The sequence below is a fragment of the Mesorhizobium sp. B283B1A genome, from assembly GCF_020165735.1.
Lineage (GTDB): Bacteria > Pseudomonadota > Alphaproteobacteria > Rhizobiales > Rhizobiaceae > Mesorhizobium > Mesorhizobium opportunistum.
On record NZ_JAIUIQ010000027.1, the window covers coordinates 1 to 20,076 of the forward strand.

Genomic DNA, 20,076 nt, shown 5'->3' on the forward strand with positions numbered 1-20,076 from the left:
CCCCCCCCCGACCCCCCCCACAAGGGGGAGGGTGAGGACGCTAGCATCTGCCTGGCCTTGTCGATAGCCATGTATTCGAGCTGGCCGCCGCCGATCGTGCCAAAGGTGGCCGATGCCGAGACGAGCATGAAGGCGCCCTTCTCGCGCGGCGTCGAGCCTTTGGTGCCAGCCACTTCGACCAGGGCGACCCGGTGGGCGCTGGCGAGAAAGGCTTTCAGGCTTTGCACTTTCGAGTTCATCATTTGCATTCCCAATTGGGAAATATAGGCTTTTCACGCTGATTTTGCACGTTTTGGCGACTTAAACGCCAGCCCTGGCCTCTTTCTTCAGCCGCTCGATCGTCATCAGCACGCGTTCCGGCGTTGCCGGAGCATCGAGACGCGGGCAGATCTTGTGGTGGGCGACACTGGCGACCGCATCCGACAATGCATGCAGAACGGACATGCCGAGCGGGAAAGGCGGCTCGCCAACCGCCTTGGAGCGGTGGATCGTCGGCTCGCTCGCCTCGGGCCAGTCGGCCAGGGTCACGTTGAAGATCTTCGGCCGGTCTGACGCCAGCGGGATCTTATAGGTCGACGGCGCATGGGTGCGCAGCCGTCCCTTGTCGTCCCACCACAGTTCTTCCGTCGTCAGCCAGCCCATGCCTTGGATGAAGCCACCTTCGATCTGGCCGAGATCGATGGCACGGTTTAGCGAGCGGCCGGTTTCGTGCAGGATGTCGGTGCGCTCGACCACATATTCGCCGGTCAGCGTGTCCACCGAGACTTCCGAGCAGGAGGCCCCGTAGGCGAAATAGTAGAAGGGGCGACCTTGTCCCCTGTCGCGGTTCCAGTGGATTTTCGGCGTCTTGTAGAATCCCGCCGCCGAGAGCTGAATGCGCGCCATGTAGGCTTGCTTGACGAGGTCGGCGAAGGCGATCTCCTGGTTGCCGACGCGCACCCGGTTGGGCAGGAAAACCACCTGGTCGCGCGGCACCTGGTACTTTTCGGCGGCGAAATCGATGAGCCGGTCCTTGATCTGACGCGCACCGTTTTGCGCGGCCATGCCGTTGAGATCGGAGCCGGAAGACGCCGCGGTGGCCGAGGTGTTGGGCACCTTGCCGGTGGTGGTCGCCGTGATCTTCACCTGGTCGAGGTCGATCTGGAATTCTTCCGCCACCACCTGCGCGACCTTGAGGTAGAGGCCCTGCCCCATCTCGGTGCCGCCATGGTTCAGATGCACGGAACCGTCGGTGTAGACATGCACAAGCGCGCCGGCCTGGTTGTAGTGCGTGGCGGTGAAGGAAATGCCGAATTTGACCGGCGTCAGCGCCAGGCCGCGCTTGATGAAACGGCTGTTGGCGTTGAAGGCCGAAATTTCCCGCCGTCGCCGCGCATAGCTGGCGCTTTCCTCCAGTTCGCCGACGATGCGCTGGATGATGTTGTCCTCGACCGTCTGGTGATAGGGCGTGATGTTGCGGTCCCCCTCGCTATCACCACTGGTGCCGTAGAAATTCCTCTTGCGGATTTCCAGCGGGTCCTTGCCGACCGCGAAGGCGACCTCGTCGATGACGCGTTCGGCACCGACCATGCCTTGCGGGCCGCCAAAGCCACGAAAGGCGGTGTTGGATACGGTGTTGGTATAGAGCGGTGCCGATTGCGCATGCACCGCTGGCCAGAAATAGGTGTTGTCGCAGTGGAACAGTGCGCGGTCGGTGACCGGGCCAGACAGGTCCGACGAAAAGCCGCAGCGCGCCGCGAACATGAAGTCGACGCCGAGGATGTTGCCTTCATCATCGAAGCCGACTTCGTAATCGACGAGGAAGTCGTGGCGCTTGCCGGTGGCGGTCATGTCGTCATCGCGGTCGGGCCGGATTTTCACCGCGCGATGGTGCTTCTTGGCGGCGATCGCGGCCAATGCCGCAAACTGGTTGCCTTGTGTTTCCTTGCCGCCGAAGCCGCCGCCCATGCGGCGGATTTCCACAGTGATGGCATTGCTCGGCACCCCGAGCGCATGGCTCACCATGTGCTGGACTTCGCTCGGATGCTGGGTCGAGGAGTAGATGGTGACGTCCTGGTCCTCGCCGGGAACGGCCATGGCGATATGGCCCTCGAGGTAGAAATGCTCCTGGCCGCCGACGCGCATCTTTCCCTTCAGCCGGCGCGGCGCCTGACGGATCGCGGTCGCCGCGTCGCCGCGTCTCAGCGTGAGAGGCGGCGTGACCAACTTGTCCTTCCTTGGATCGAGGTCGCCGATATCGGTGACGAAGGGCAATTCCTGGTATTCGACCTTGGCCAGCCTGGTGGCGCGGCGTGCTTGTTCGCGAGTCTCGGCAATAACGCAGAAGATCGGCTGACCATGGAACTCGACCTTGCCGTCGGCGAGCACCGGCTCGTCATGGCGGCCAGTCGGCGAGATGTCGTTCTCGCCCGGCACATCCTTCGCCGTCAGCACATCGACGACGCCCGGCGCGGCGCGCACCGCCGAAAGGTCCATCTCGACGATCGTGGCATGGGTCGCCGCCGAAAGGCCGAGGCAGCCATGCAGCGTGCCGGCCGGTTCCGGCATGTCGTCGATATAGACCGCCGTGCCGCTGACATGCTTGTGGGCGGAATCATGCCGCTGGTCGGTGGCGACGCCACCGGCGATCTTCTCGGCCTTGAGATTGGTGGTGGCGTGCTTGTTCATCATGCCGCCTCGTTGCGTGACACCTGGAATGGTGCTCTGGTGCCGGTGGTTTCGACAAAGAAGCGCAACAACAGGTTCTTCGCTGCCAGCGCCCGGTATTCGGCTGACGCCCGCATGTCGGTGAGCGGCGTGAAATCCCTGGCGTACTCAGTCATCGCCGTCTCGACCGTCGCTTCGGTCCAGGGCTTGCCGAGCAGTGCCTTCTCGACAGCGGTTGCGCGCTTCGGCGTCGCCGCCATGCCGCCATAGGCGATACGGATGTCGGCGACTGTGCCGTCCTTGGCCAGCGTCAGGAAAAAGGCGCCAAGGGCGGCCGTGATGTCCTCGTCGCGGCGCTTGGTGATCTTGTAGACGGCGAATTTCGCCCCCTTGGCGGGGACAGGGACGTGCACGGCTTCGACGAACTCGCCCGGCTGCCGATCCTGCTTGCCGTAGGCAATGAAGAAATCCTGCAACGGGATCGTGCGCCGCTTCTTGCCCCTGCGCAGCGTCAGCCGCGCGCCGAGCGCGATCAGTGGCGGCGGCGTGTCGCCGATCGGCGAGCCGTTGGCGATGTTGCCGCCGATGGTGCCCATATTGCGCACCTGTTCGCCGCCGATGCGGTCGAACAACGGTCCAAGCGCGGGGATACGCTTCGACAGCGTCGAGAAGGCTTCGGTGTAGGTGACGCCGGCGCCGATCGAGATGACGCCCTTGTCTTCGGAGATCGTGCAAAGCCCGTCGAGATTGCCGATGAAGATCACCGGCGAGATATCGCGCATGTGCTTGGTGACCCACAGGCCGACATCGGTCGCCCCGGCAACGATGGTGGCCGTGGGTTCCTTGTCCAGTATGGCGGCGAAATCATCAACATTGGCTGGCACCACCAGCCGTGCCTTGCCGTCGCCGATCTCGACCCGCGCGCCATCGTGCATGGCATCGAGCCTTGCCGTGATCGCCTCGCGCTCCGCCGCCAGCGGGTCTTTCGCCGCCTTGCCGTAGCTGGAGATGGCGTGGGCGGCGCGCATGATCGCCTCGTAGCCGGTGCAGCGGCAAAGGTTGCCTTGCAGGGCTTTTTCGATCGTCGCGTTCGATGGGTCCGATGATCTCATCCACAGGCCGTAGAGCGACATGATGAAGCCCGGCGTGCAGAAGCCGCATTGCGAGCCGTGGAAATCGACCATTGCCTGCTGCACCGGGTGCAGTTGGCCGGGCAGGCCGCGCAAATGCTCGACGGTCACGACATGGGTGCCGTCCAGCGAGCCGAGGAAGCGGATGCAGGCATTGACACTTTCATAGACCAGTCCGCCGGCCGAGAGCTTGCCGACAAGCACGGTGCAGGCGCCGCAATCGCCCTCGGCGCAGCCTTCCTTGGTGCCGCGCAGCGAGCGGTCGAGCCGCAGCCAGTCGAGCAAGGTGGTGTCGGGTGCCACCGAAGACAGCACGACGTCCCTGCCATTGAGGATGAAACGGATTTCGTTGCGGATATTGACCTTGGCCATGCCTCAACTCCCCCTGTAGGTCGAATAGCCGTAGGGCGAGATCAGCAAGGGCACATGATAGTGCACCGCCTCCGCCATGCCGAAGCGGATCGGCACGCGGTCGAGGAAAGCCGGCTCGGGCAGCTTTGTTCCCTGGCCACGCAGATAGTCGCCCGCCGCGAAGATCAGCTCGTATTCGCCGGTGCGGAAGTCGCCGCCGACAAGCAACGGCGCATCGCAGCGGCCGTCGGCATTGGTCGCGACCGTCTTGAGAAGCGTGCGGACGGCACCATCGAGACGGTAAAGAGCGATCGACAGGCCCGCCGCCGGCTTGCCGGTCGCCGTGTCGAGAACGTGGGTCGTCAGGCGTCCGCCATCGGCTTTCGACGTCTCTGCCATTGGCCGCCTCCCTTTCCCAGTTGAACGAACTGGCTGGTACAATCGAACACAAGCGATGAATTGTGCGCCAATTAAAGGCGATGCATAAGTCCCGGTCGAGCGGAGTGCGACAAAAACACTTTCAAAAATTTTCGGGGGAATGCGAGAAGCACCCTTTCGATATCCTGATCATACTTCGGGCGATGCCCCGCGGGAGGGACGATGCGTTACGAAAGAGACATGCGCGGCTATGGAGCCAATCCGCCGGATCCGAAATGGCCTGGCGGGGCGCATGTCGCGGTGCAGTTCGTCGTCAACTACGAAGAGGGCGGCGAGAACTGCGTGCTGCACGGCGACAAGGCCTCGGAAGCCTTCCTGTCGGAAATCGTCGGCGCCGCGGCCTGGGTGGGCCAGCGCCACTGGAACATGGAATCGATCTACGAATACGGGGCGCGGGCCGGTTTCTGGCGGCTGCTGCGCCTGTTCAGCGAGAGCCAGGTGCCGGTGACCTGCTACGGCGTCGCCACCGCGTTGGCACGCTCGCCCGACCAGGTGACGGCCATGCAGGAGGCCGGCTGGGAAATCGCCTCGCATGGGCTGAGATGGATCGACTACCGCGACCACGGCGCCGAGGACGAACGCCGCGACCTCGAAGCCGCGATCAAGCTGCATTACGAGGTCACAGGCCAGCGCCCGACCGGCTGGTATACCGGCCGCACCTCGATCAACACAGTGCGGCTGGTCGCCGAAGAGGGCGGCTTCGACTACGTGTCGGACACCTATGACGACGAACTGCCCTACTGGTACGAGCATGCGGGCGGCACGCAGCTCATCATCCCCTATACGCTCGACGCCAACGATATGCGCTTCGCCACGCCGCAAGGCTTCAACTCGGGTGACCAGTTCTTCGCCTACCTCAAGGACAGTTTCGACACGCTCTACGCCGAGGGCAAGGCGGGCCGGCCGCGCATGATGAACATCGGCCTGCATTGCCGGCTCGTCGGGCGGCCAGGCCGGGTGGCGGCGTTGAAACGCTTCGTCGACTATGTGAAGTCGCACGACAAGGTCTGGCTGGCGCGGCGCATCGACATCGCCAGGCACTGGCAGGAGAACCACCCCTACAAGCCGGCGGCGCTGCGCCCATCGAAAATGGAATTCGAAACCTTCGTTCACAGCTTCGGCGGCGTGTTCGAGCATTCGCCGTGGATTGCCGAACGCGCCTATGAACTTGAGCTCGGCCCAGCGCATGACACCGCCGGCGGCCTGCACAATGCGCTCTGCCGCGTCTTCCGCTCGGCCAGCGAGACAGAGCGGCTCGGCGTGCTCAACGCCCATCCCGACCTGGCCGGCAAATTGGCCAAGGCCAGGCGGTTGACCGCGGAATCGACCCGGGAACAGGCCTCCGCCGGTCTCGACGCGCTGACCGACAAGGAACGCGAACTGTTCTCCAAACTCAACGCCGCCTACGTCACCACCTTCGGCTTCCCCTTCATCATCGCGGTGAAGGGCAAAACCAAGGAGGAGATCCTGGCGGAGTTCGAAGCCCGCATCGGCAACAGCCGCGGCGTGGAATTCGAGACCGCCTGCAAACAGGTCGAGCGCATCGCGCTGCTCCGCCTCAGGGACATGCTACCGCAATAGGTTTGAACCCATGGATACGATCAGGATGCCCGAGCGAACCTATTATGCTCCACATGGCGGCCATTCCGGCCAAAACGAGCTTTTGACCGGCCGCGCCGTCTTCACCGAGGCCTATGCCGTCATCCCCAAGGGGGTGATGCAGGACATCGTCACCAGCGCCTTGCCGTTCTGGGACGAGACCCGCGTCTGGATCCTGTCGCGTCCGCTGTCCGGTTTTGCCGAGACGTTTTCACAGTACATTGTCGAGATCGCGCCCGGCGGCGGCAGCGAGCGGCCGGAACCCGACGCCGGCGCCGAGGGCGCCCTGTTCGTGGTCGAGGGCGAGTTGACGGTCCTGCTTGCCGGGAAGAAGCATATGTTGCGGCCAGGCGGCTTTGCCTTCCTGCCGCCGGCCAGCGGCTGGACGGTTCGCAATGAAAGCAAGGCGGCTGTTCGCTTCCACTGGATCCGCAAGGCCTATGAGGCCGTCGATGGCATCGAAGCGCCGGAAGCCTTCTTCACCAACGAACAGGAGATCGCACCGACGCCGATGCCCGGCACCGAGGGCCGCTGGGCGACGACGCGGTTCGTCGATCCGGCCGACATGCGCCACGACATGCATATGACCATTGTGACGCTCGAGCCTGGCGCCGTCATTCCGTTCGCCGAGACGCATGTGATGGAGCACGGGCTCTACGTGCTCGAAGGCAAGGCGGTCTATCGCCTCAACCAGGACTGGGTCGAGGTCGAGGCCGGCGACTATATGTGGCTGCGCGCCTTCTGCCCGCAGGCCTGCTATGCCGGCGGCCCTGCGAAATTCCGCTATCTGCTCTACAAGGACGTCAACCGGCACGCCAAGCTGGGCGGTGCCGATATTGGCGGTCGCACGCGGTGACCCGCATCGTCGCGCGGCCGCTGACGCGCGAGGCGTTTGCCGGTTTCGGCGACGTCATCGACATGGGCGGCGACAACCATTACCCGATCAATGGCGGCAAGGCCGAGCGCTACCACGATCTTGCGACCGCCGAGGCAACGGGACCGAACGCGCGCGTGCTGATCTCGATGGTGCACGGCACGCCCTACGAACTGCCGCTGAAGCTGACCATGGTCGAGCGGCATCCGTTCGGCAGCCAGGCCTTCATTCCGCTGTCGCCGCGCCCGTTCCTGGTCGTCGTCTGCCATGACGGCAAGGAGGGGCCGGGCGAACCGCACGCCTTCATCACCGCGCCCGGACAAGGCATCAACTATTCCCGCAATCTCTGGCATGGCGTGCTGACGCCGCTTGGCGAAGCTCAGGACTTCCTGATCGTCGACCGTGGCGGCGACGGCTCCAATCTCGAGGAATTCCATTTCTCGCACGCCTACGAGATCCATCTTCCCTAATTTTTCGCGCATGTCGTTGCCCCAGGACCGGGGCACTTTTGGGCGACATGCAGCAGGAGAGCCGTCATGACCGACATTTCGCTGATCGACCGCCTGCTCGACGTCATCGAGCATGACATCGTGCCGAAGACGGAGGAAGGCGTTGCCCACGGCAACAAGCTGTTCGGCGCGGCGATCCTGAGGAAGGACGATCGTTCGCTGGTGCTGGCCGAGACCAACAACGAGATCGAAAACCCGCTCTGGCATGGCGAGGTGCATTGCCTGAAGCGTTTTTACGAGATGCCCAGGGCGGAGCGTGTCGACACCGGCGACGCCATCTTCCTCGCCACGCACGAACCATGCTCGCTCTGCCTGTCGGCAATCACCTGGACCGGCTTCGACAATTTCTACTATCTGTTCAGCCATGAGGATTCGCGCGACAGCTTCGCCATCCCGCACGATTTGAAAATCCTGAAAGAGGTCTTCACCCTCGATCCCGGCGGTTACAATGCCGAGAACGCCTATTGGAAGAGTTTCTCAATACGCAGGCTGGTGCGGGCGCTGCCCGAGACCGAGCGCCAGAGGCTGGAAACACGCATCGGCAAGATCTCGGCGCGCTACGACGATTTGTCAGGCGCCTACCAGGCGAACAAGAACGAGAACGACATTCCGCTGAATTGAGAGGGATCGCCTAGCTTACCTTCGCGTTTTTCAATACCTCATTTATCTTGGCCTGCCAGCCCTTGCCAGTCGCCTTGAATTTTCTGACGACGTCCTGATCCAGACGGATGGACACAACTTGCTTGGGCTTTTCCACAGGAGGCCGGCCACGAGCGCGCCTTATGCTTTCGAAAAGTTCCGGAAACGCTTCCGCGAAAGGCTTGGCTCGCGCCAATTGCTCGTCAGTCGCCTCCGCGTCGTCGGAATCAGCAGCGATTTGCCTTTGGATTTCCGCTTCCTCCTCATCGGTAAGCGGCCGAATACGTGACTTAGGTTTGTTCATATACTGACCTTTCCTTTCGGCTAGCACGACGCATCGAGATCACCGAAATCGCTTCGAAACCAAGCGGCTTAAAAATAACGGCGAGAATGATCTCTCCGAATTCGCCAATCGCCTTGAGCCGGCCGGCCTTGGCCGGGAGGACGGTTGAAGTCGCAAAAAACTCGATATCGAGTTCGGCAAAATCGAGACCCCGGTTTTTGAGGTTCGTTACGCGTTTCGGCTCATCCCAAACGATTTTCAGGCGTAATTATCCTCAGTATGTCGAACTGGAGTGAATAAAAGTAATACATAAATTCTCGGGGTAACGCAAGATAGAAGTTAAATGTTCGCGCCAACCGTCGTCCCGGCGACACAGGCCGTCGTGCGTTCGACTTCGTAATGTGCGCGCTTCATGCGTCACTGATATCCTGGAGAGCAGCCATGAAAACCGTCACCGAATTTCCCCGCAAGGTCGTCGAATTCCCGGACATGGGCATCGTCATGCCGGATGGCTGCCGGCTGTCGGCGCGAGTGTGGATGCCGGAGGACGCCGGCGACGATCCGGTGCCTGCCATTCTCGAGCACCTGCCCTACCGCAAGCGCGACGGCACCATCTTTCGCGACCAGCTGACGCATCCTTATTTTGCCGGCCACGGCTACGCCTCGATCCGCGTCGACATGCGAGGCAATGGCGATTCCGAAGGGCTGATGGACGACGAATATTCCGAGCAGGAATTGCAGGATGCGTGCGACGTCATTGCTTGGGCCGCAAGCCAACCCTGGTGCAACGGCAATGTCGGCATGATGGGTATTTCCTGGGGCGGCTTCAACTGCCTGCAGGTGGCGGCCAAACAGCCGCCGGCGCTGAAGGCGGTGATCAGCCTGTGCTCGACCGTCGACCGCTACGCCGACGATATCCATTACAAGGGCGGCTGCCTGCTGATCGAGAATTTCGGCTGGGCTTCGACGATGCTCTCCTATTCGTCACGGCCGCCGGACCCGCTGATTGCCGGCGACAACCGGTGGCGCGATCTGTGGCTGACCCGGCTGCAGAACCAGTCTTTCCTTTTGCCGCTGTGGCTCAGCCACCAGCACCGCGATGCCTATTGGAAACGCGGCTCCATCTGCGAGGATTTTTCGGCGGTCAAGGCAGCGGTGCTGTCGATCGGCGGCTGGCATGACGGTTACCGCAACACGATCTCCAATCTCGTCAGCAACATCGAGGCACCGGTCAAGGGCATCGTCGGCCCATGGATCCACAAATATCCACATTATGCCGGACCTCAGCCGGCCATCGGCTTCCTGCAGGAAGCACTGCGCTGGTGGGACCACTGGCTGAAGGGCACCGACACTGGTGTCGAGGCCGACCCGGCCTATCGCGCCTATGTGATGGACAGCGTGCGCCCGGCGCGCTGGCATCCCGAGCGGCCGGGCCGCTGGGTGGCGGAGCAGCAATGGCAGTCACCGACCATCAAGACGCGAACGATCGAGCTGGTTGCCAAGGGCAAAAAACCTGCCATCGTGGCCTCGCCGCAAAGCTGCGGTCTCGCTGGCGGCGAGTACTTCCCGTTCACCTTCGGTCCGGAACTGCCAGGTGACCAGCGTCCCGACGATGCTCTGTCGGTGTGTTTCGACCAACCGGAACTCGCCGAGGCGCTCGACATTGTCGGTGCACCGGAAGTCCAAGTCACGCTCTCGTCCGATCGCCCGCAAGCCAACATCGCGGTTCGCCTGTGCGACGTGCATCCGGACGGCGCGTCGGAACTGATCTCCTACGGCGTGCTCAACCTGACGCACCGCGACTCGCACGAATTCCCGCAAGCGCTGGCGCCGGGCGAGGCCATCTCGGCGCGCGTCGTGCTCGATCAGTGCGCCTACCGCGTTCCGGCCGGCCACCGCCTGCGCGTTGCCGTTTCGAACGCCTATTGGCCAATGATCTGGCCCTCGCCGGAGCCGGTTCAACTCACCTTGTCGGCAGCGACACTGGCCCTTCCCTTGCGCCCGCTGGCCACGGGCAGCGAGGTGACATTCGCCGAGCCGGAAGGCGCCGCGCCCTGGGCCACCCAGACGGTCCGGCCAGCCAATTCCGAACGTCATGTCGATCGCGACGAAAAGACCGGAATCGTCACGCTATCCATAGCGGACGACTTCGGCGAGGTGCGCGATCTTGCCCATGGCCTGGCCAATGGCAGCATCGCCCGCGAGACCTGGGCGATCCATCCCGACGATCCGCTGTCCGCATCGGGGAACACCCATTGGACGCAGACGTTGTCGCGAAACGGATGGTCGGTGCGTACCGAGACATGGGCGGAGATGCGATCGGACGCGCAAAACTTCGTCGTTAGCGCCAGAATCGAAGCTTACGAAGGCGATATCCTCGTCTTCGAACGCAATTTCGAGGAAAAAATTCCGCGCGCGCTGGTCTGAGGACTGAACCCGTTGGTCCAAATGCGACATACGATTTACGCCACGGCATGTCGCATTCGGTCTTGCTTACCGCTTTGCCTTGCCGTCATTATTCCCCTCACAAGAAACAAGAAAATCGACCACAGAGTCGAACCAACAGAGTGAGGAACTCAAAATGTCAAATGAACTCGAATTCCTTAGCCGGCGTGTTGCAGCGGGCAAGCTGAGCCGTCGTGATTTTCTCGGCCGGGCGGCAGCGCTCGGCATCGCCGCACCCTTCGCCAACTCGCTGCTTTCAAGCGCGGCGCGGGCGGCCGGTCCGGTCAAGGGCGGCACGTTGAAGGCCGGTCTGGTCGGCGGTGAATCCACCAACAGTCTCGATCCGGCCCTGTTCATGACCCAGGTGCCGTTCGCCTTCGGCAAGTGCTGGGGCGAAATGATCGTCGAGCTGTCGCCCGACGGCAAGCTCGAGAACCGCATCGCCGAGGAGATCGGCTCGTCCAAGGACGCCAAGGTGTGGACGCTGAAGATCCGCGACGGCGTCGAATTCCACAACGGCAAGAAGGTGACCGCCGAGGACGTCGCCGCGACGCTCGAGCGCCATTCCGACGAGAAATCGAAATCCGGTGCGCTCGGCTACATGAAGGGCATCGAGACCATCAAGGCCAATGGCAAGGAAGTGGTGCTGACGCTGAAGGAAGCCAATGCCGACCTTCCCTACCTGCTCAGCGACTATCACCTGATCGTCCAGCCCAATGGCGGCAAGGACAAGGCCGACGCCGGAATTTCTGCCGGCCCCTATAAGGTCACCACCAACGAGCCGGGCGTGCGCCATGGCGGCGAGCGCTTCGCCAATTACTGGCAGGGCGACAAGATGGGCCATGCCGACCAGATCGAGATCATCGTCATCAACGATGCGACGGCGCGCACGGCGGCCCTGCAGGGCGGCCAGGTCAACATGATCAACCGCGTCGAGCCGAAGATCGTCGACCTGATCAAGCGCGTGCCGGGCGTGACCATCCGCAACCACGCCGGCCCGGGCCACTACGTCTTCATCATGCATTGCAACACGGCGCCGTTCGACAACAACGATTTGCGCATGGCGCTGAAGCTCGCAATCGACCGCGAAGAGATGCTGACCAAGGTGCTGCGCGGCTACGGTTCGCTCGGCAACGACTTCCCGATCAACTCCGCCTACCCGCTGTTCACCGAAATCGAACAGCGCAAGTACGATCCGGACAAGGCGAAATTCCACTACAAGAAGTCGGGCCATGACGGCGCCGTCCTTTTGAGGACCTCGGACGTCGCCTTCCCGGGCGCGGTCGATGCCTCGCAGCTCTTCCAGCAGAGCGCCGCCAAGGCCGGCATCAAGATCGAGCTCAAGCGCGAGCCCGGCGACGGCTATTGGAACGAGGTCTGGAACAAGCAGCCCTTCTGCGCTTCCTACTGGGGCGGGCGCTCGACGCAGGACCAGATGTATTCGACCGCCTATCTGTCGACCGCCGACTGGAACGACACGCGTTTCAAGCGCCCGGATTTCGACAAGATGGTGCTGGCGGCTCGCGCCGAGCTCGACGAGGCCAAGCGCAAGCAGATGTACCACGACATGGCTGTCCTGGTGCGAGACGAAGGCGGCCTGATCCTGCCGATGTTCAACCAGTTCATCGACGCGACCGGTGCCAAGGTCGATGGCTGGGTTGACGATCCGCATCAGGAACTGATGAACGGCTACGCCTTGGCGAAGTGCTGGCTGCAGGCCTGAGTCCGGCTTTGCGAATATGTCTTCACCCATCCTGAAACTGATTGCCCAGCGCATTGCGCTGGGCATCCTCCTTTTGTTGGCCATTTCGGTCCTGATCTTCGCCGGCACCCAGATTCTGCCCGGCGACGTCGCGCAAGCCATTCTCGGACAATCGGCTACACCGGAGTCGCTCGCCAATTTGCGTGAGCAGCTCGGGCTGAACGACCCGGCCTATGTCAGGTATTTCCACTGGCTCGGCGGCGTGCTGACCGGCGACCTGGGTACCGCCATGTCGAGCGGCCAGGATATCGCGACCTCGATCAAGGGCCGGCTGTGGAACACGCTGTTCCTCGCCTTCTGGGCGGCGGTCGTCGCGGTGCCGTTGGCGATCATCCTCGGCCTGATCGCGGTGCGCTACCGCAATGGCTGGGTCGACAAGCTGATCTCAGGACTGGCGCTGGCCTCGACCTCCTTTCCCGAGTTCTTCATCGGCTATCTCCTGGTCTATTTCTTCGCCGTGAAATGGCAGATATTCCCCGCCATCTCGACCGTCTATGACGGCATGCCCTTTGGCGAACGCATGCAGGCGATCGCCTTGCCGGCGACTGCACTGACGCTGGTCGTGCTCGCTCATATGATGCGCATGACGCGCGCGGCGATCCTCAACGTCATGCAGTCGGCCTATGTCGAGACCGCGGAGCTCAAGGGGCTTTCAGCCTTCGCCGTCATCCGCAGACACGCCTTTCCGAACGCCATCGCGCCGATCATCAACGTCGTCATGCTCAACCTCGCCTATCTCATCGTCGGCGTCGTCGTGGTCGAGGTGATCTTCGTCTATCCCGGCATGGGGCAGTATCTGGTCGACCATGTCACCAAGCGCGACGTGCCTGTCGTGCAGGCGGTCGGCTTGATCTTCGCGGCCGTCTACATCAGCCTCAACATCATCGCGGACATTGCGGCGATCGTCGCCAATCCGCGTCTCAGGCATCCAAAGTGAGGGGGGCGGGCATGCTCGACATAAGACGCATCCCCATTCCCGCCCTGATCGGCCTGGTGCTGACCGCGCTGTTCGTGCTGGCGGCGATCTTCGCACCGTGGATTTCGCCGCACGACAATGCCGAGATCGTCGGCGACGTATGGGAACCGATGTCGGCGGCGCACTTTCTGGGTACCGACAATCTCGGCCGCGATCTGTTGTCACGCATGATCTACGGCGCCCGCATCACGCTGTTCATCGCCGTGCTTGCCACCGCGCTGTCCTTCTCGCTCGGCGCTATTCTCGGTTTCTCGGCGGCGGTGTTCGGCGGCTGGTTCGACACCATCCTGTCGCGCCTCGTCGATCTCCTGATGTCGATCCCGACGCTGATCATGGGCCTGGTCGTGCTTTCGGTGCTGCCGACGAACCTGGTGACGCTGATCCTGGTGATGGGGATTCTCGATTCGACCCGCGTCTACCGCCTGTCGCGCGCGGTCGCCGTCGACATCAACGTCATGGACTATGTCGAAGCCGCCAAGCTGCGCGGCGAAGGCAGTGGCTGGATCATCTTCCGCGAGATCCTGCCCAACGCGCTGTCGCCGCTGGTCTCGGAACTCGGCCTGCGCTTCATCTATGCCGTGCTGTTCCTGTCGACCTTGTCCTTCCTCGGCCTTGGCGTGCAACCGCCGGACGCCGATTGGGGCGGCATGGTCAAGGAGAACAAGGACGGCATCGTCTTCGGCATCGCCGCGGCGCTCATCCCGGCAGGCGCGATCGCGGCGCTTGCCATCTCGGTCAACCTTGTCGCCGACTGGATCCTCAACCGCACGACAAGCCTGAAGGGAGGACGCGGGTGATGGCCGATACCAAAGCGAAGCCCGGACAGGGAAAACCAGGCGTGCTGCTCGATATCCGCAACCTACGCATCGAGGCGACGGTGTACCCGCCGGGGGAAGCGCCAAAGAATATCGTGCTGGTGCACGACGTCTCGCTGACCCTGGAAAAGGGTAAGGTGCTTGGCCTCATCGGCGAATCCGGCGCCGGCAAGTCGACCATCGGCCTGTCGTCCATGGGCTACGGCCGTGGCGGCGTGCGCATCACCGGCGGCGAGGTTTTGCTCAACGGCCGCGATATCCTGAAGGGCGGCAAGGAAGGGTTCCGCAAATTGCGCGGCCGCGAGGTCTGCTATGTCGCGCAGTCGGCGGCGGCCGCCTTCAACCCGGCGCACCGGCTGATGGACCAGGTGGTGGAAGCCACCTTGCTGCACGGCACCGCGACACGGGCCGAGGCCGAGAAGCGGGCGATCGCACTCTTCAAGAAGCTCAGCCTGCCCAACCCCGAAACCATCGGCGAGCGCTTCCCGCACCAGGTCTCGGGCGGCCAGCTGCAGCGCGTCATGACGGCGATGGCGCTCTGTTCCGAACCCGACCTGATCGTCTTCGACGAGCCGACGACGGCGCTCGACGTGACGACGCAGATCGACGTTCTGGCGGCGATCAAGGACGCCATCCGCGACACGCATGTGGCGGCGCTCTACATCACCCACGACCTTGCCGTCGTCGCCCAGGTCTCCGACGAGATCATGGTGCTCCGCCACGGCCGGCTGGTCGAATGGGGCGGCACGCGCCAGATCATCAAGGAGCCGCGCCAGGAATACACCAACGCGCTGGTCTCGGTGCACGAGATCGAACACGCCGAGCAGAAGCCCGGCACGACACCGTTCCTGTCGGTCAAGAACGTCACCGCCGCCTATGCCGGCGGCCATGTCAAGGTGCTGAAGAACGTCTCGGTCGATATCTACCCGGGTCAAACGCTGGCCGTCGTCGGCGAGTCGGGTTCCGGCAAGTCGACCCTGGCGCGGGCCATCACCGGCCTCTTGCCGCCAGAGCAGGGCACGGTGACCTTCGACGGGCGGCCGCTCGCCAACCGGCTTGCCGATCGGCCGAAGGAGGATCTGCGCCAATTGCAGATGATCTACCAGATGGCCGACGTGGCGATGAATCCGCGCCAGACCGTCGGCACCATCATCGGCCGGCCGCTGGAGTTCTATTTCGGCATGCGCGGCAGGCAGCGCGATGCCCGCGTGACCGAACTGCTCGACAAAATCGAGATGGGCAAGGGTTTTGCCGACCGTTATCCGGCCGAGCTTTCGGGCGGCCAAAAGCAGCGCGTCTGCATCGCCCGCTCGCTCGCCGCCAAGCCCAAGCTGATCATCTGCGACGAGGTGACCTCGGCGCTCGACCCGCTGGTGGCCAACGGCATCCTCAAGCTTTTGCTCGAACTGCAAAAGGAGGAGAACGTCGCCTACCTGTTCATCACCCATGACCTCGCGACGGTGAAGTCGATCGCCGATTCGATCGCGGTGATGTATCGCGGCGAAGTGGTGCGCTACGGCTCGAAGAGCACGGTGCTGACGCCGCCCTTCGATGCCTATACCGACCTTTTGCTGTCATCGGTTCCCGAAATGGAGATCGGCTGGCTGGAAAAGGCGATCAAGGGACGGCGCATGGCCAGCGCGGGGAACTAGCCGCCTACGACTGCCGTCATCCTCTTGCGACAAGACTGCATGGAGCCGCCCATGGCGCTCAAATCCAAGCTTCTGCTGGTCGTCCTCGATGGCGTTCCCTACCGCAACTGGCGCCGGCTGATGGGCAATCTCGAGGGTTGGGTGCAATCGGGCGAGGCACGGGTCTGGAAGATGCGCTCCGTGCTGCCGTCGACCTCGGCCTGCTGCTATGCCTCGATCCACACCGGCGTGTCGCCGCAGGTGCATGGCATCCTCTCCAACGAGAACCGGTTCCGCGTCGGGCAGCCCGATATCTTCTCCGAGGTCAGCAAGGCCGGCGGCAAGACCGGCGCGGTCGCCCACTCCTACTGGTCGGAGTTCTTCCGGTCCTATCCGTTCGATCTGGTCGAGGACATGGAATTCGACGAGCCGGGCGGGCCGATCACGCATGGCCGCTTCCACACCATGACCGGCTACAATCTGCGCAACCAGATGACGCCGAGCGATGTCGACCTGTTCGCGACGCTGACCATGCTGACCAAGCGCCACGGCATCGACTACGGCATCCTGCACACCTGCACGCTGGACTCGATGGGCCACCGCTTCGGCCATGACTGCCATGAGATGGACCATGCCGTCTATGCCATGGACGCCATGCTGGCGGGGTTCCTGCCGGGCTGGATCGCGGCCGGCTATGAGGTGATGGTGACCGCCGACCACGGCCAGACGGATCGCGGCCATCACGGCGGCCACGACGACGAGATGCAGGATTTCGCGCTGTATTATTTCGGGTCGGGGAAAGGGCCGGATGCGAACACGCTGCTCGACCAACTGCAGCTGGCGCCGACGGTGCTGAGCCGTCTGGGCGTGCCGGTGCCGGCGACGATGAAGGCGAAGGCGTTTTTGGGGTGATGTAGCGCAACGCCTTCCCCTTCCCCCCTTTGTGGGGGGAGGTGGCCTCGCGAAGCGAGGTCGGATGAGGGGTGTTCCAGGGAACGCCAACGCCTCATTTCGCTGGAACACCCCTCATCGGTCTCGGCGCTGCGCGCCGATCCACCGCCCTGGGGCGAGCCACGGGTCTCGCCCCGTCCTTCGGACCCCACAAGCGGAGAAGGAAGAGAGTGCAGCTCTGGCAACCTCCCCATTCTTCGGTTAGCCTTCGCAAATTCCTTGGCGGAGGATGAACCTTTTTGGACCGATCAGCGACAGAGCAGACAGGAGCCAGGCGGCTCGACCGGCCATGACGGCAGCGACGGACACCGATCGCGCGCTTGTCGACCGGGTCGCGAAGGGCGACCGTGCCGCCGTGCGGCTCCTGTTCATGCGTCATCACGCGCGGGTCTACCGCTTCGTGGTGCGCCAGACGGGATCGGAAATGATGGCGGACGATATCGCGAACGAGGTGTTTCTCGAACTGTGGCGCCAGGCGCCGGGCTTCGAGGGTCGCTCCGAAGTTTCGACATGGCTGCTCGGCATCGCCCGGTTCAAGGCGCTGTCGCTGCTGCGCAAGAAAAAGGAAGACTGGATCGACGACGAGGCCGCCGCCGCGGTGCCCGACAGCGCCGACACGCCCGAGGTCGTCACCATGAAGGAGGACAAGGCCGCCGCCTTGCGCCGCCTCATCGACGCCTTGCCCGAAGAGCACCGCACGGTGATCGACCTTGCCTATTACCACGGACAGTCGGTGAGTGAGATCGGCGAGGTGCTCGGCATCCCGGTCGCGACCGTCAAGACCCGGATGTTTTACGCCCGCAAGAAACTCGGCGAGGCCCTCAAGGCCGCCGGTTACGACAGGGGGTGGCCATGAGCGCCGCTGAAAAGATGTCGCGCCGCGACGAAATGGAAACGCTGCTGCCGTTCTACCTGAACGGCTCGCTGGAAGGCTCGGACCTTGAAGCCGTCGAGGAATGGCTGGCCAGCGATCCCTCGGCACTGGCCGCCCTTGGCGAGGCCGAGGCCGAATTCTCGGGCGCATCGGCGGCCAACGAGGCGATCCGCCCGCCGGCCGATGCACTCAGCCGCTTCGCAAGGGCGTTCGACGCCGAGGCAGGACCGGCGCGGGCGCCGGCAGGCTCGTCCTGGCTGGCGCAGGCCTGGGGCCGCTTCGTGGCGCTGCCCGCCGGCGTCGCCTGGGCGGCGGCCGCGGTTCTGCTGGCGCTGATCATGGTGCAGTCGTTCGTGCAGCCCGGCGGCAAGGGCGGCAATTTCGAAATTGCCGGCGCGGAAGACGATCTCGCCAAGATGCCGTTCGCGCTGGTCAAGTTCAAGCCGGACGCCAAGGTGTCCGATATTTCGAGCTTCCTCGGCGGCAACGGGCTGAAGGTGATCGGCGGACCGACCGCCGACGGCGTGTTCCGGCTCGGCATTCCCGCCGCCAACGCAGCCGACTACACCAGGCAAATCGGCCTTATTGCCGCTCAGCCCTTCACCGACACCGTGATCGAGGGAAGGAAACCGGCAGATGGCGGCTAAGGCGGTCATTCGATTTGCGGCGATCCTTGCGGCGGCGATGACAATCGCCGCCGTGCCCGCGTCGGCGCAGACCAACGCTGCCAGTCCCGGACGGACGAAAATCGATTGCAGCAACGCGGCCAATACCACGGCAGCCGACTGTGCCAAGGACAATGGCGGTGAAAAGGGCGGTTCGGGTGCCGGACAACCCGGCGCGGTCTTTCTGCCTGCATTGATCGTCGACCTCTTCCCCAATCCTGCCGAAAGCCCGGCTCCCGTGCCGACGCCCGCTCCGCGCCAGGACCCGGACACCTCACCGGCCGTGCCCGCCGATACACAGGCTGGAACCCCGCCGGGCGGGCCGATCGTCTCGCCGACCGATCTCATCGCCGTTCAGCCGCCGCGCGCCGTGGCCGGCGACTTCGTGCCCGACGAGGTGCTGGTGACCGTCGACGGCGATGCCGGCGCCGTGCAGCAGATCGCCGCCTCATTCGGCCTCGAAGTGCGTTCGCAGCGTCAGTCCAGGCTGCTCGGCACCACTTTGGTGCGCTTCGGCATTCCGGACGGCCGTCCGGTCGGCATCGTGCTGGCGCAGCTAGCCGCCGACGGCCGCACGCAGCGGCGCGAGCCTAACCACATCTATTCGCTGCAGCAGGCGGCCGGCATCGTCAACTATGCCTTCGAGCGCATCGCGCTCGACGCCAAACAGGCCAGCGGCGAGAATGTCCGCGTCGCGGTGATCGATACCGGCATCGACGACACCAATCCGGCGCTGGCCGGGGTGATCGCCGGGCAGTTCGACGCCATGCCCGACGTGCCGATCGAAAAGCGCGATCACGGCACCTCGGTCGATGGGCTGATCGCCGGTGTCGGTGCGCTGGAAGGCATGGCGCCGGGCGCCAGGATCTACCACGCGCGCGCCTTCGAAGGCGGCAAGTCGACCATGGACGTCATTCTCTCCGCACTCGACTGGGCAGCCGAACAGGACGTGCGCATCATCAACATGAGCTTCGTCGGGCCGAAGAACGACCTGCTCGGCATCGCCTGCAGAAATGCCCGCGCGCTGGGCATCGTGCTGGTCGCCGCCGCCGGCAACAACGGGCCGAAGGCGCCCTATGGCTACCCGGCCGCCTTCGACGGCGTCATCGCGGTGACCGCAACCGACGCCAAGGACGGGCTGATGCCGCAGGCCAATCGCGGCGCCTATGTCTTCATCTCGGCGCCCGGCGTCGAGATGGTGGCGCCGAGCGGCGCCGGCTCGGATGTGGTCACCGGCACTTCGTTCGCCGCGGCGATCGTGAGCGGCGCCATCGCCAATCTGATCCACGCAGCGCCCGACCGCTCGGCCGACGACATCGAAAAGGCCTTGGCGACAACGGCCAGGGATCTCGGCCCCAAGGGGCGCGACAACGACTTCGGTTATGGGCTGCTGGATATCAAGGCGGCTGGGGCGGGGAAGGAATAGGTTCCCTCAGATCTGTGACGTCGGCGGGACAGCACCCTCCTCTGTCCTGCCGGACATCTCCC

19 protein-coding genes are annotated in these 20,076 nt (G+C 63.7%); 13 read left to right on the plus strand and 6 right to left on the minus strand.

Annotated features, from left to right (window positions below):
- The 4 genes from LB577_RS21800 to uraH form a co-directional block, all read right to left on the minus strand.
- The coding region (locus LB577_RS21800; RefSeq protein ID WP_318013543.1) for an XdhC family protein at nucleotides 1-239 on the minus strand (239 nt) is incomplete at its 3' end.
- 61 nt (nucleotides 240-300) lie between these two features.
- Nucleotides 301-2,667, minus strand: a complete 2,367-nt coding sequence (gene xdhB, locus LB577_RS21805; RefSeq protein WP_224688388.1) for a xanthine dehydrogenase molybdopterin binding subunit — start codon at nucleotides 2,665-2,667, stop codon at nucleotides 301-303.
- Nucleotides 2,667-4,148, minus strand: coding sequence for a xanthine dehydrogenase small subunit (xdhA, locus tag LB577_RS21810; RefSeq protein ID WP_224688284.1), 1,482 nt, complete (start codon nucleotides 4,146-4,148; stop codon nucleotides 2,667-2,669). The genes xdhB and xdhA overlap by 1 nt, the downstream gene beginning before the upstream one ends.
- 3 nt (nucleotides 4,149-4,151) lie before the next feature.
- The gene (uraH, locus tag LB577_RS21815) at nucleotides 4,152-4,526 is read right to left on the minus strand and encodes a hydroxyisourate hydrolase (RefSeq protein WP_224688286.1); all 375 of its coding nucleotides are present in this window, start codon (nucleotides 4,524-4,526) and stop codon (nucleotides 4,152-4,154) included.
- Nucleotides 4,527-4,727: 201 nt separating this feature from the next.
- Here uraH and puuE point away from each other — a divergent pair, with 201 nt between their 5' ends.
- The 4 genes from puuE to LB577_RS21835 all read left to right on the plus strand — a co-directional run bounded on the left by puuE (nucleotide 4,728) and on the right by LB577_RS21835 (nucleotide 8,168).
- Nucleotides 4,728-6,146 (plus strand): allantoinase PuuE, encoded by a 1,419-nt coding sequence (puuE, locus tag LB577_RS21820; protein WP_224688288.1) that lies wholly within the window; start codon nucleotides 4,728-4,730, stop codon nucleotides 6,144-6,146.
- 10 nt (nucleotides 6,147-6,156) lie between these two features.
- Nucleotides 6,157-7,020 carry a bifunctional allantoicase/(S)-ureidoglycine aminohydrolase gene (locus LB577_RS21825; RefSeq protein ID WP_224688290.1) on the plus strand — a complete coding sequence of 288 codons (864 nt, stop codon included), beginning with the start codon at nucleotides 6,157-6,159 and terminating at the stop codon, nucleotides 7,018-7,020.
- Nucleotides 7,017-7,508, plus strand: a complete 492-nt coding sequence (locus tag LB577_RS21830; protein WP_224688292.1) for an ureidoglycolate lyase — start codon at nucleotides 7,017-7,019, stop codon at nucleotides 7,506-7,508. The genes LB577_RS21825 and LB577_RS21830 overlap by 4 nt, the downstream gene beginning before the upstream one ends.
- Before the next feature lie 66 nt (nucleotides 7,509-7,574).
- The gene (locus tag LB577_RS21835) at nucleotides 7,575-8,168 is read left to right on the plus strand and encodes a nucleoside deaminase (protein ID WP_224688294.1); all 594 of its coding nucleotides are present in this window, start codon (nucleotides 7,575-7,577) and stop codon (nucleotides 8,166-8,168) included.
- Between the two features lie 10 nt (nucleotides 8,169-8,178).
- On the opposite strand, the gene LB577_RS21840 is transcribed toward LB577_RS21835, so the two are convergent.
- Nucleotides 8,179-8,490, minus strand: a complete 312-nt coding sequence (locus LB577_RS21840; protein ID WP_224688296.1) for a BrnA antitoxin family protein — start codon at nucleotides 8,488-8,490, stop codon at nucleotides 8,179-8,181.
- On the minus strand, nucleotides 8,477-8,731 hold the full coding sequence (locus tag LB577_RS21845) for a BrnT family toxin (protein ID WP_224688391.1): 255 nt from the start codon (nucleotides 8,729-8,731) through the stop codon (nucleotides 8,477-8,479). The genes LB577_RS21840 and LB577_RS21845 overlap by 14 nt, the downstream gene beginning before the upstream one ends.
- Nucleotides 8,732-8,910: 179 nt before the next feature.
- Between LB577_RS21845 and LB577_RS21850 the strand changes: the two genes are divergently transcribed.
- The 9 genes from LB577_RS21850 to LB577_RS21890 all read left to right on the plus strand — a co-directional run bounded on the left by LB577_RS21850 (nucleotide 8,911) and on the right by LB577_RS21890 (nucleotide 20,014).
- The gene (locus tag LB577_RS21850; RefSeq protein WP_224688298.1) at nucleotides 8,911-10,896 is read left to right on the plus strand and encodes a CocE/NonD family hydrolase; all 1,986 of its coding nucleotides are present in this window, start codon (nucleotides 8,911-8,913) and stop codon (nucleotides 10,894-10,896) included.
- Nucleotides 10,897-11,050: 154 nt separating this feature from the next.
- The gene (locus tag LB577_RS21855) at nucleotides 11,051-12,637 is read left to right on the plus strand and encodes an ABC transporter substrate-binding protein (RefSeq protein ID WP_224688300.1); all 1,587 of its coding nucleotides are present in this window, start codon (nucleotides 11,051-11,053) and stop codon (nucleotides 12,635-12,637) included.
- A gap of 16 nt (nucleotides 12,638-12,653) precedes the next feature.
- The gene (locus LB577_RS21860; protein ID WP_023765585.1) at nucleotides 12,654-13,613 is read left to right on the plus strand and encodes an ABC transporter permease; all 960 of its coding nucleotides are present in this window, start codon (nucleotides 12,654-12,656) and stop codon (nucleotides 13,611-13,613) included.
- Nucleotides 13,614-13,624: 11 nt separating this feature from the next.
- On the plus strand, nucleotides 13,625-14,449 hold the full coding sequence (locus LB577_RS21865) for an ABC transporter permease (protein WP_013891607.1): 825 nt from the start codon (nucleotides 13,625-13,627) through the stop codon (nucleotides 14,447-14,449).
- The gene (locus LB577_RS21870) at nucleotides 14,449-16,119 is read left to right on the plus strand and encodes an ABC transporter ATP-binding protein (protein ID WP_140570630.1); all 1,671 of its coding nucleotides are present in this window, start codon (nucleotides 14,449-14,451) and stop codon (nucleotides 16,117-16,119) included. Before LB577_RS21865 ends, LB577_RS21870 begins: the two co-directional genes overlap by 1 nt.
- A 51-nt stretch (nucleotides 16,120-16,170) precedes the next feature.
- On the plus strand, nucleotides 16,171-17,010 hold the full coding sequence (locus LB577_RS21875) for an alkaline phosphatase family protein (RefSeq protein WP_224688302.1): 840 nt from the start codon (nucleotides 16,171-16,173) through the stop codon (nucleotides 17,008-17,010).
- Between the two features lie 328 nt (nucleotides 17,011-17,338).
- Nucleotides 17,339-17,905: a sigma-70 family RNA polymerase sigma factor gene (locus LB577_RS21880; protein WP_224688304.1), complete on the plus strand. Its 567-nt coding sequence runs from the start codon at nucleotides 17,339-17,341 to the stop codon at nucleotides 17,903-17,905.
- Nucleotides 17,902-18,570 (plus strand): anti-sigma factor, encoded by a 669-nt coding sequence (locus tag LB577_RS21885; RefSeq protein ID WP_224688306.1) that lies wholly within the window; start codon nucleotides 17,902-17,904, stop codon nucleotides 18,568-18,570. Before LB577_RS21880 ends, LB577_RS21885 begins: the two co-directional genes overlap by 4 nt.
- Nucleotides 18,560-20,014, plus strand: coding sequence for a S8 family serine peptidase (locus tag LB577_RS21890; protein ID WP_224688308.1), 1,455 nt, complete (start codon nucleotides 18,560-18,562; stop codon nucleotides 20,012-20,014). The genes LB577_RS21885 and LB577_RS21890 overlap by 11 nt, the downstream gene beginning before the upstream one ends.
- The last annotated feature ends 62 nt before the right edge of the window (nucleotides 20,015-20,076 follow it).

Coding starts and splice junctions, on each gene's coding strand:
- xdhB (WP_224688388.1), bottom strand. CDS start 2,667: ATGAACAAGCACGCCACCACCAATCTCAAGGCCGAGAAGATCGCCGGT.
- xdhA (WP_224688284.1), bottom strand. CDS start 4,148: ATGGCCAAGGTCAATATCCGCAACGAAATCCGTTTCATCCTCAATGGC.
- uraH (WP_224688286.1), bottom strand. CDS start 4,526: ATGGCAGAGACGTCGAAAGCCGATGGCGGACGCCTGACGACCCACGTT.
- puuE (WP_224688288.1), top strand. CDS start 4,728: ATGCGTTACGAAAGAGACATGCGCGGCTATGGAGCCAATCCGCCGGAT.
- LB577_RS21825 (WP_224688290.1), top strand. CDS start 6,157: ATGGATACGATCAGGATGCCCGAGCGAACCTATTATGCTCCACATGGC.
- LB577_RS21835 (WP_224688294.1), top strand. CDS start 7,575: ATGACCGACATTTCGCTGATCGACCGCCTGCTCGACGTCATCGAGCAT.
- LB577_RS21840 (WP_224688296.1), bottom strand. CDS start 8,490: ATGAACAAACCTAAGTCACGTATTCGGCCGCTTACCGATGAGGAGGAA.
- LB577_RS21850 (WP_224688298.1), top strand. CDS start 8,911: ATGAAAACCGTCACCGAATTTCCCCGCAAGGTCGTCGAATTCCCGGAC.
- LB577_RS21855 (WP_224688300.1), top strand. CDS start 11,051: ATGTCAAATGAACTCGAATTCCTTAGCCGGCGTGTTGCAGCGGGCAAG.
- LB577_RS21860 (WP_023765585.1), top strand. CDS start 12,654: ATGTCTTCACCCATCCTGAAACTGATTGCCCAGCGCATTGCGCTGGGC.
- LB577_RS21865 (WP_013891607.1), top strand. CDS start 13,625: ATGCTCGACATAAGACGCATCCCCATTCCCGCCCTGATCGGCCTGGTG.
- LB577_RS21870 (WP_140570630.1), top strand. CDS start 14,449: ATGGCCGATACCAAAGCGAAGCCCGGACAGGGAAAACCAGGCGTGCTG.
- LB577_RS21875 (WP_224688302.1), top strand. CDS start 16,171: ATGGCGCTCAAATCCAAGCTTCTGCTGGTCGTCCTCGATGGCGTTCCC.
- LB577_RS21880 (WP_224688304.1), top strand. CDS start 17,339: ATGACGGCAGCGACGGACACCGATCGCGCGCTTGTCGACCGGGTCGCG.
- LB577_RS21885 (WP_224688306.1), top strand. CDS start 17,902: ATGAGCGCCGCTGAAAAGATGTCGCGCCGCGACGAAATGGAAACGCTG.
- LB577_RS21890 (WP_224688308.1), top strand. CDS start 18,560: ATGGCGGCTAAGGCGGTCATTCGATTTGCGGCGATCCTTGCGGCGGCG.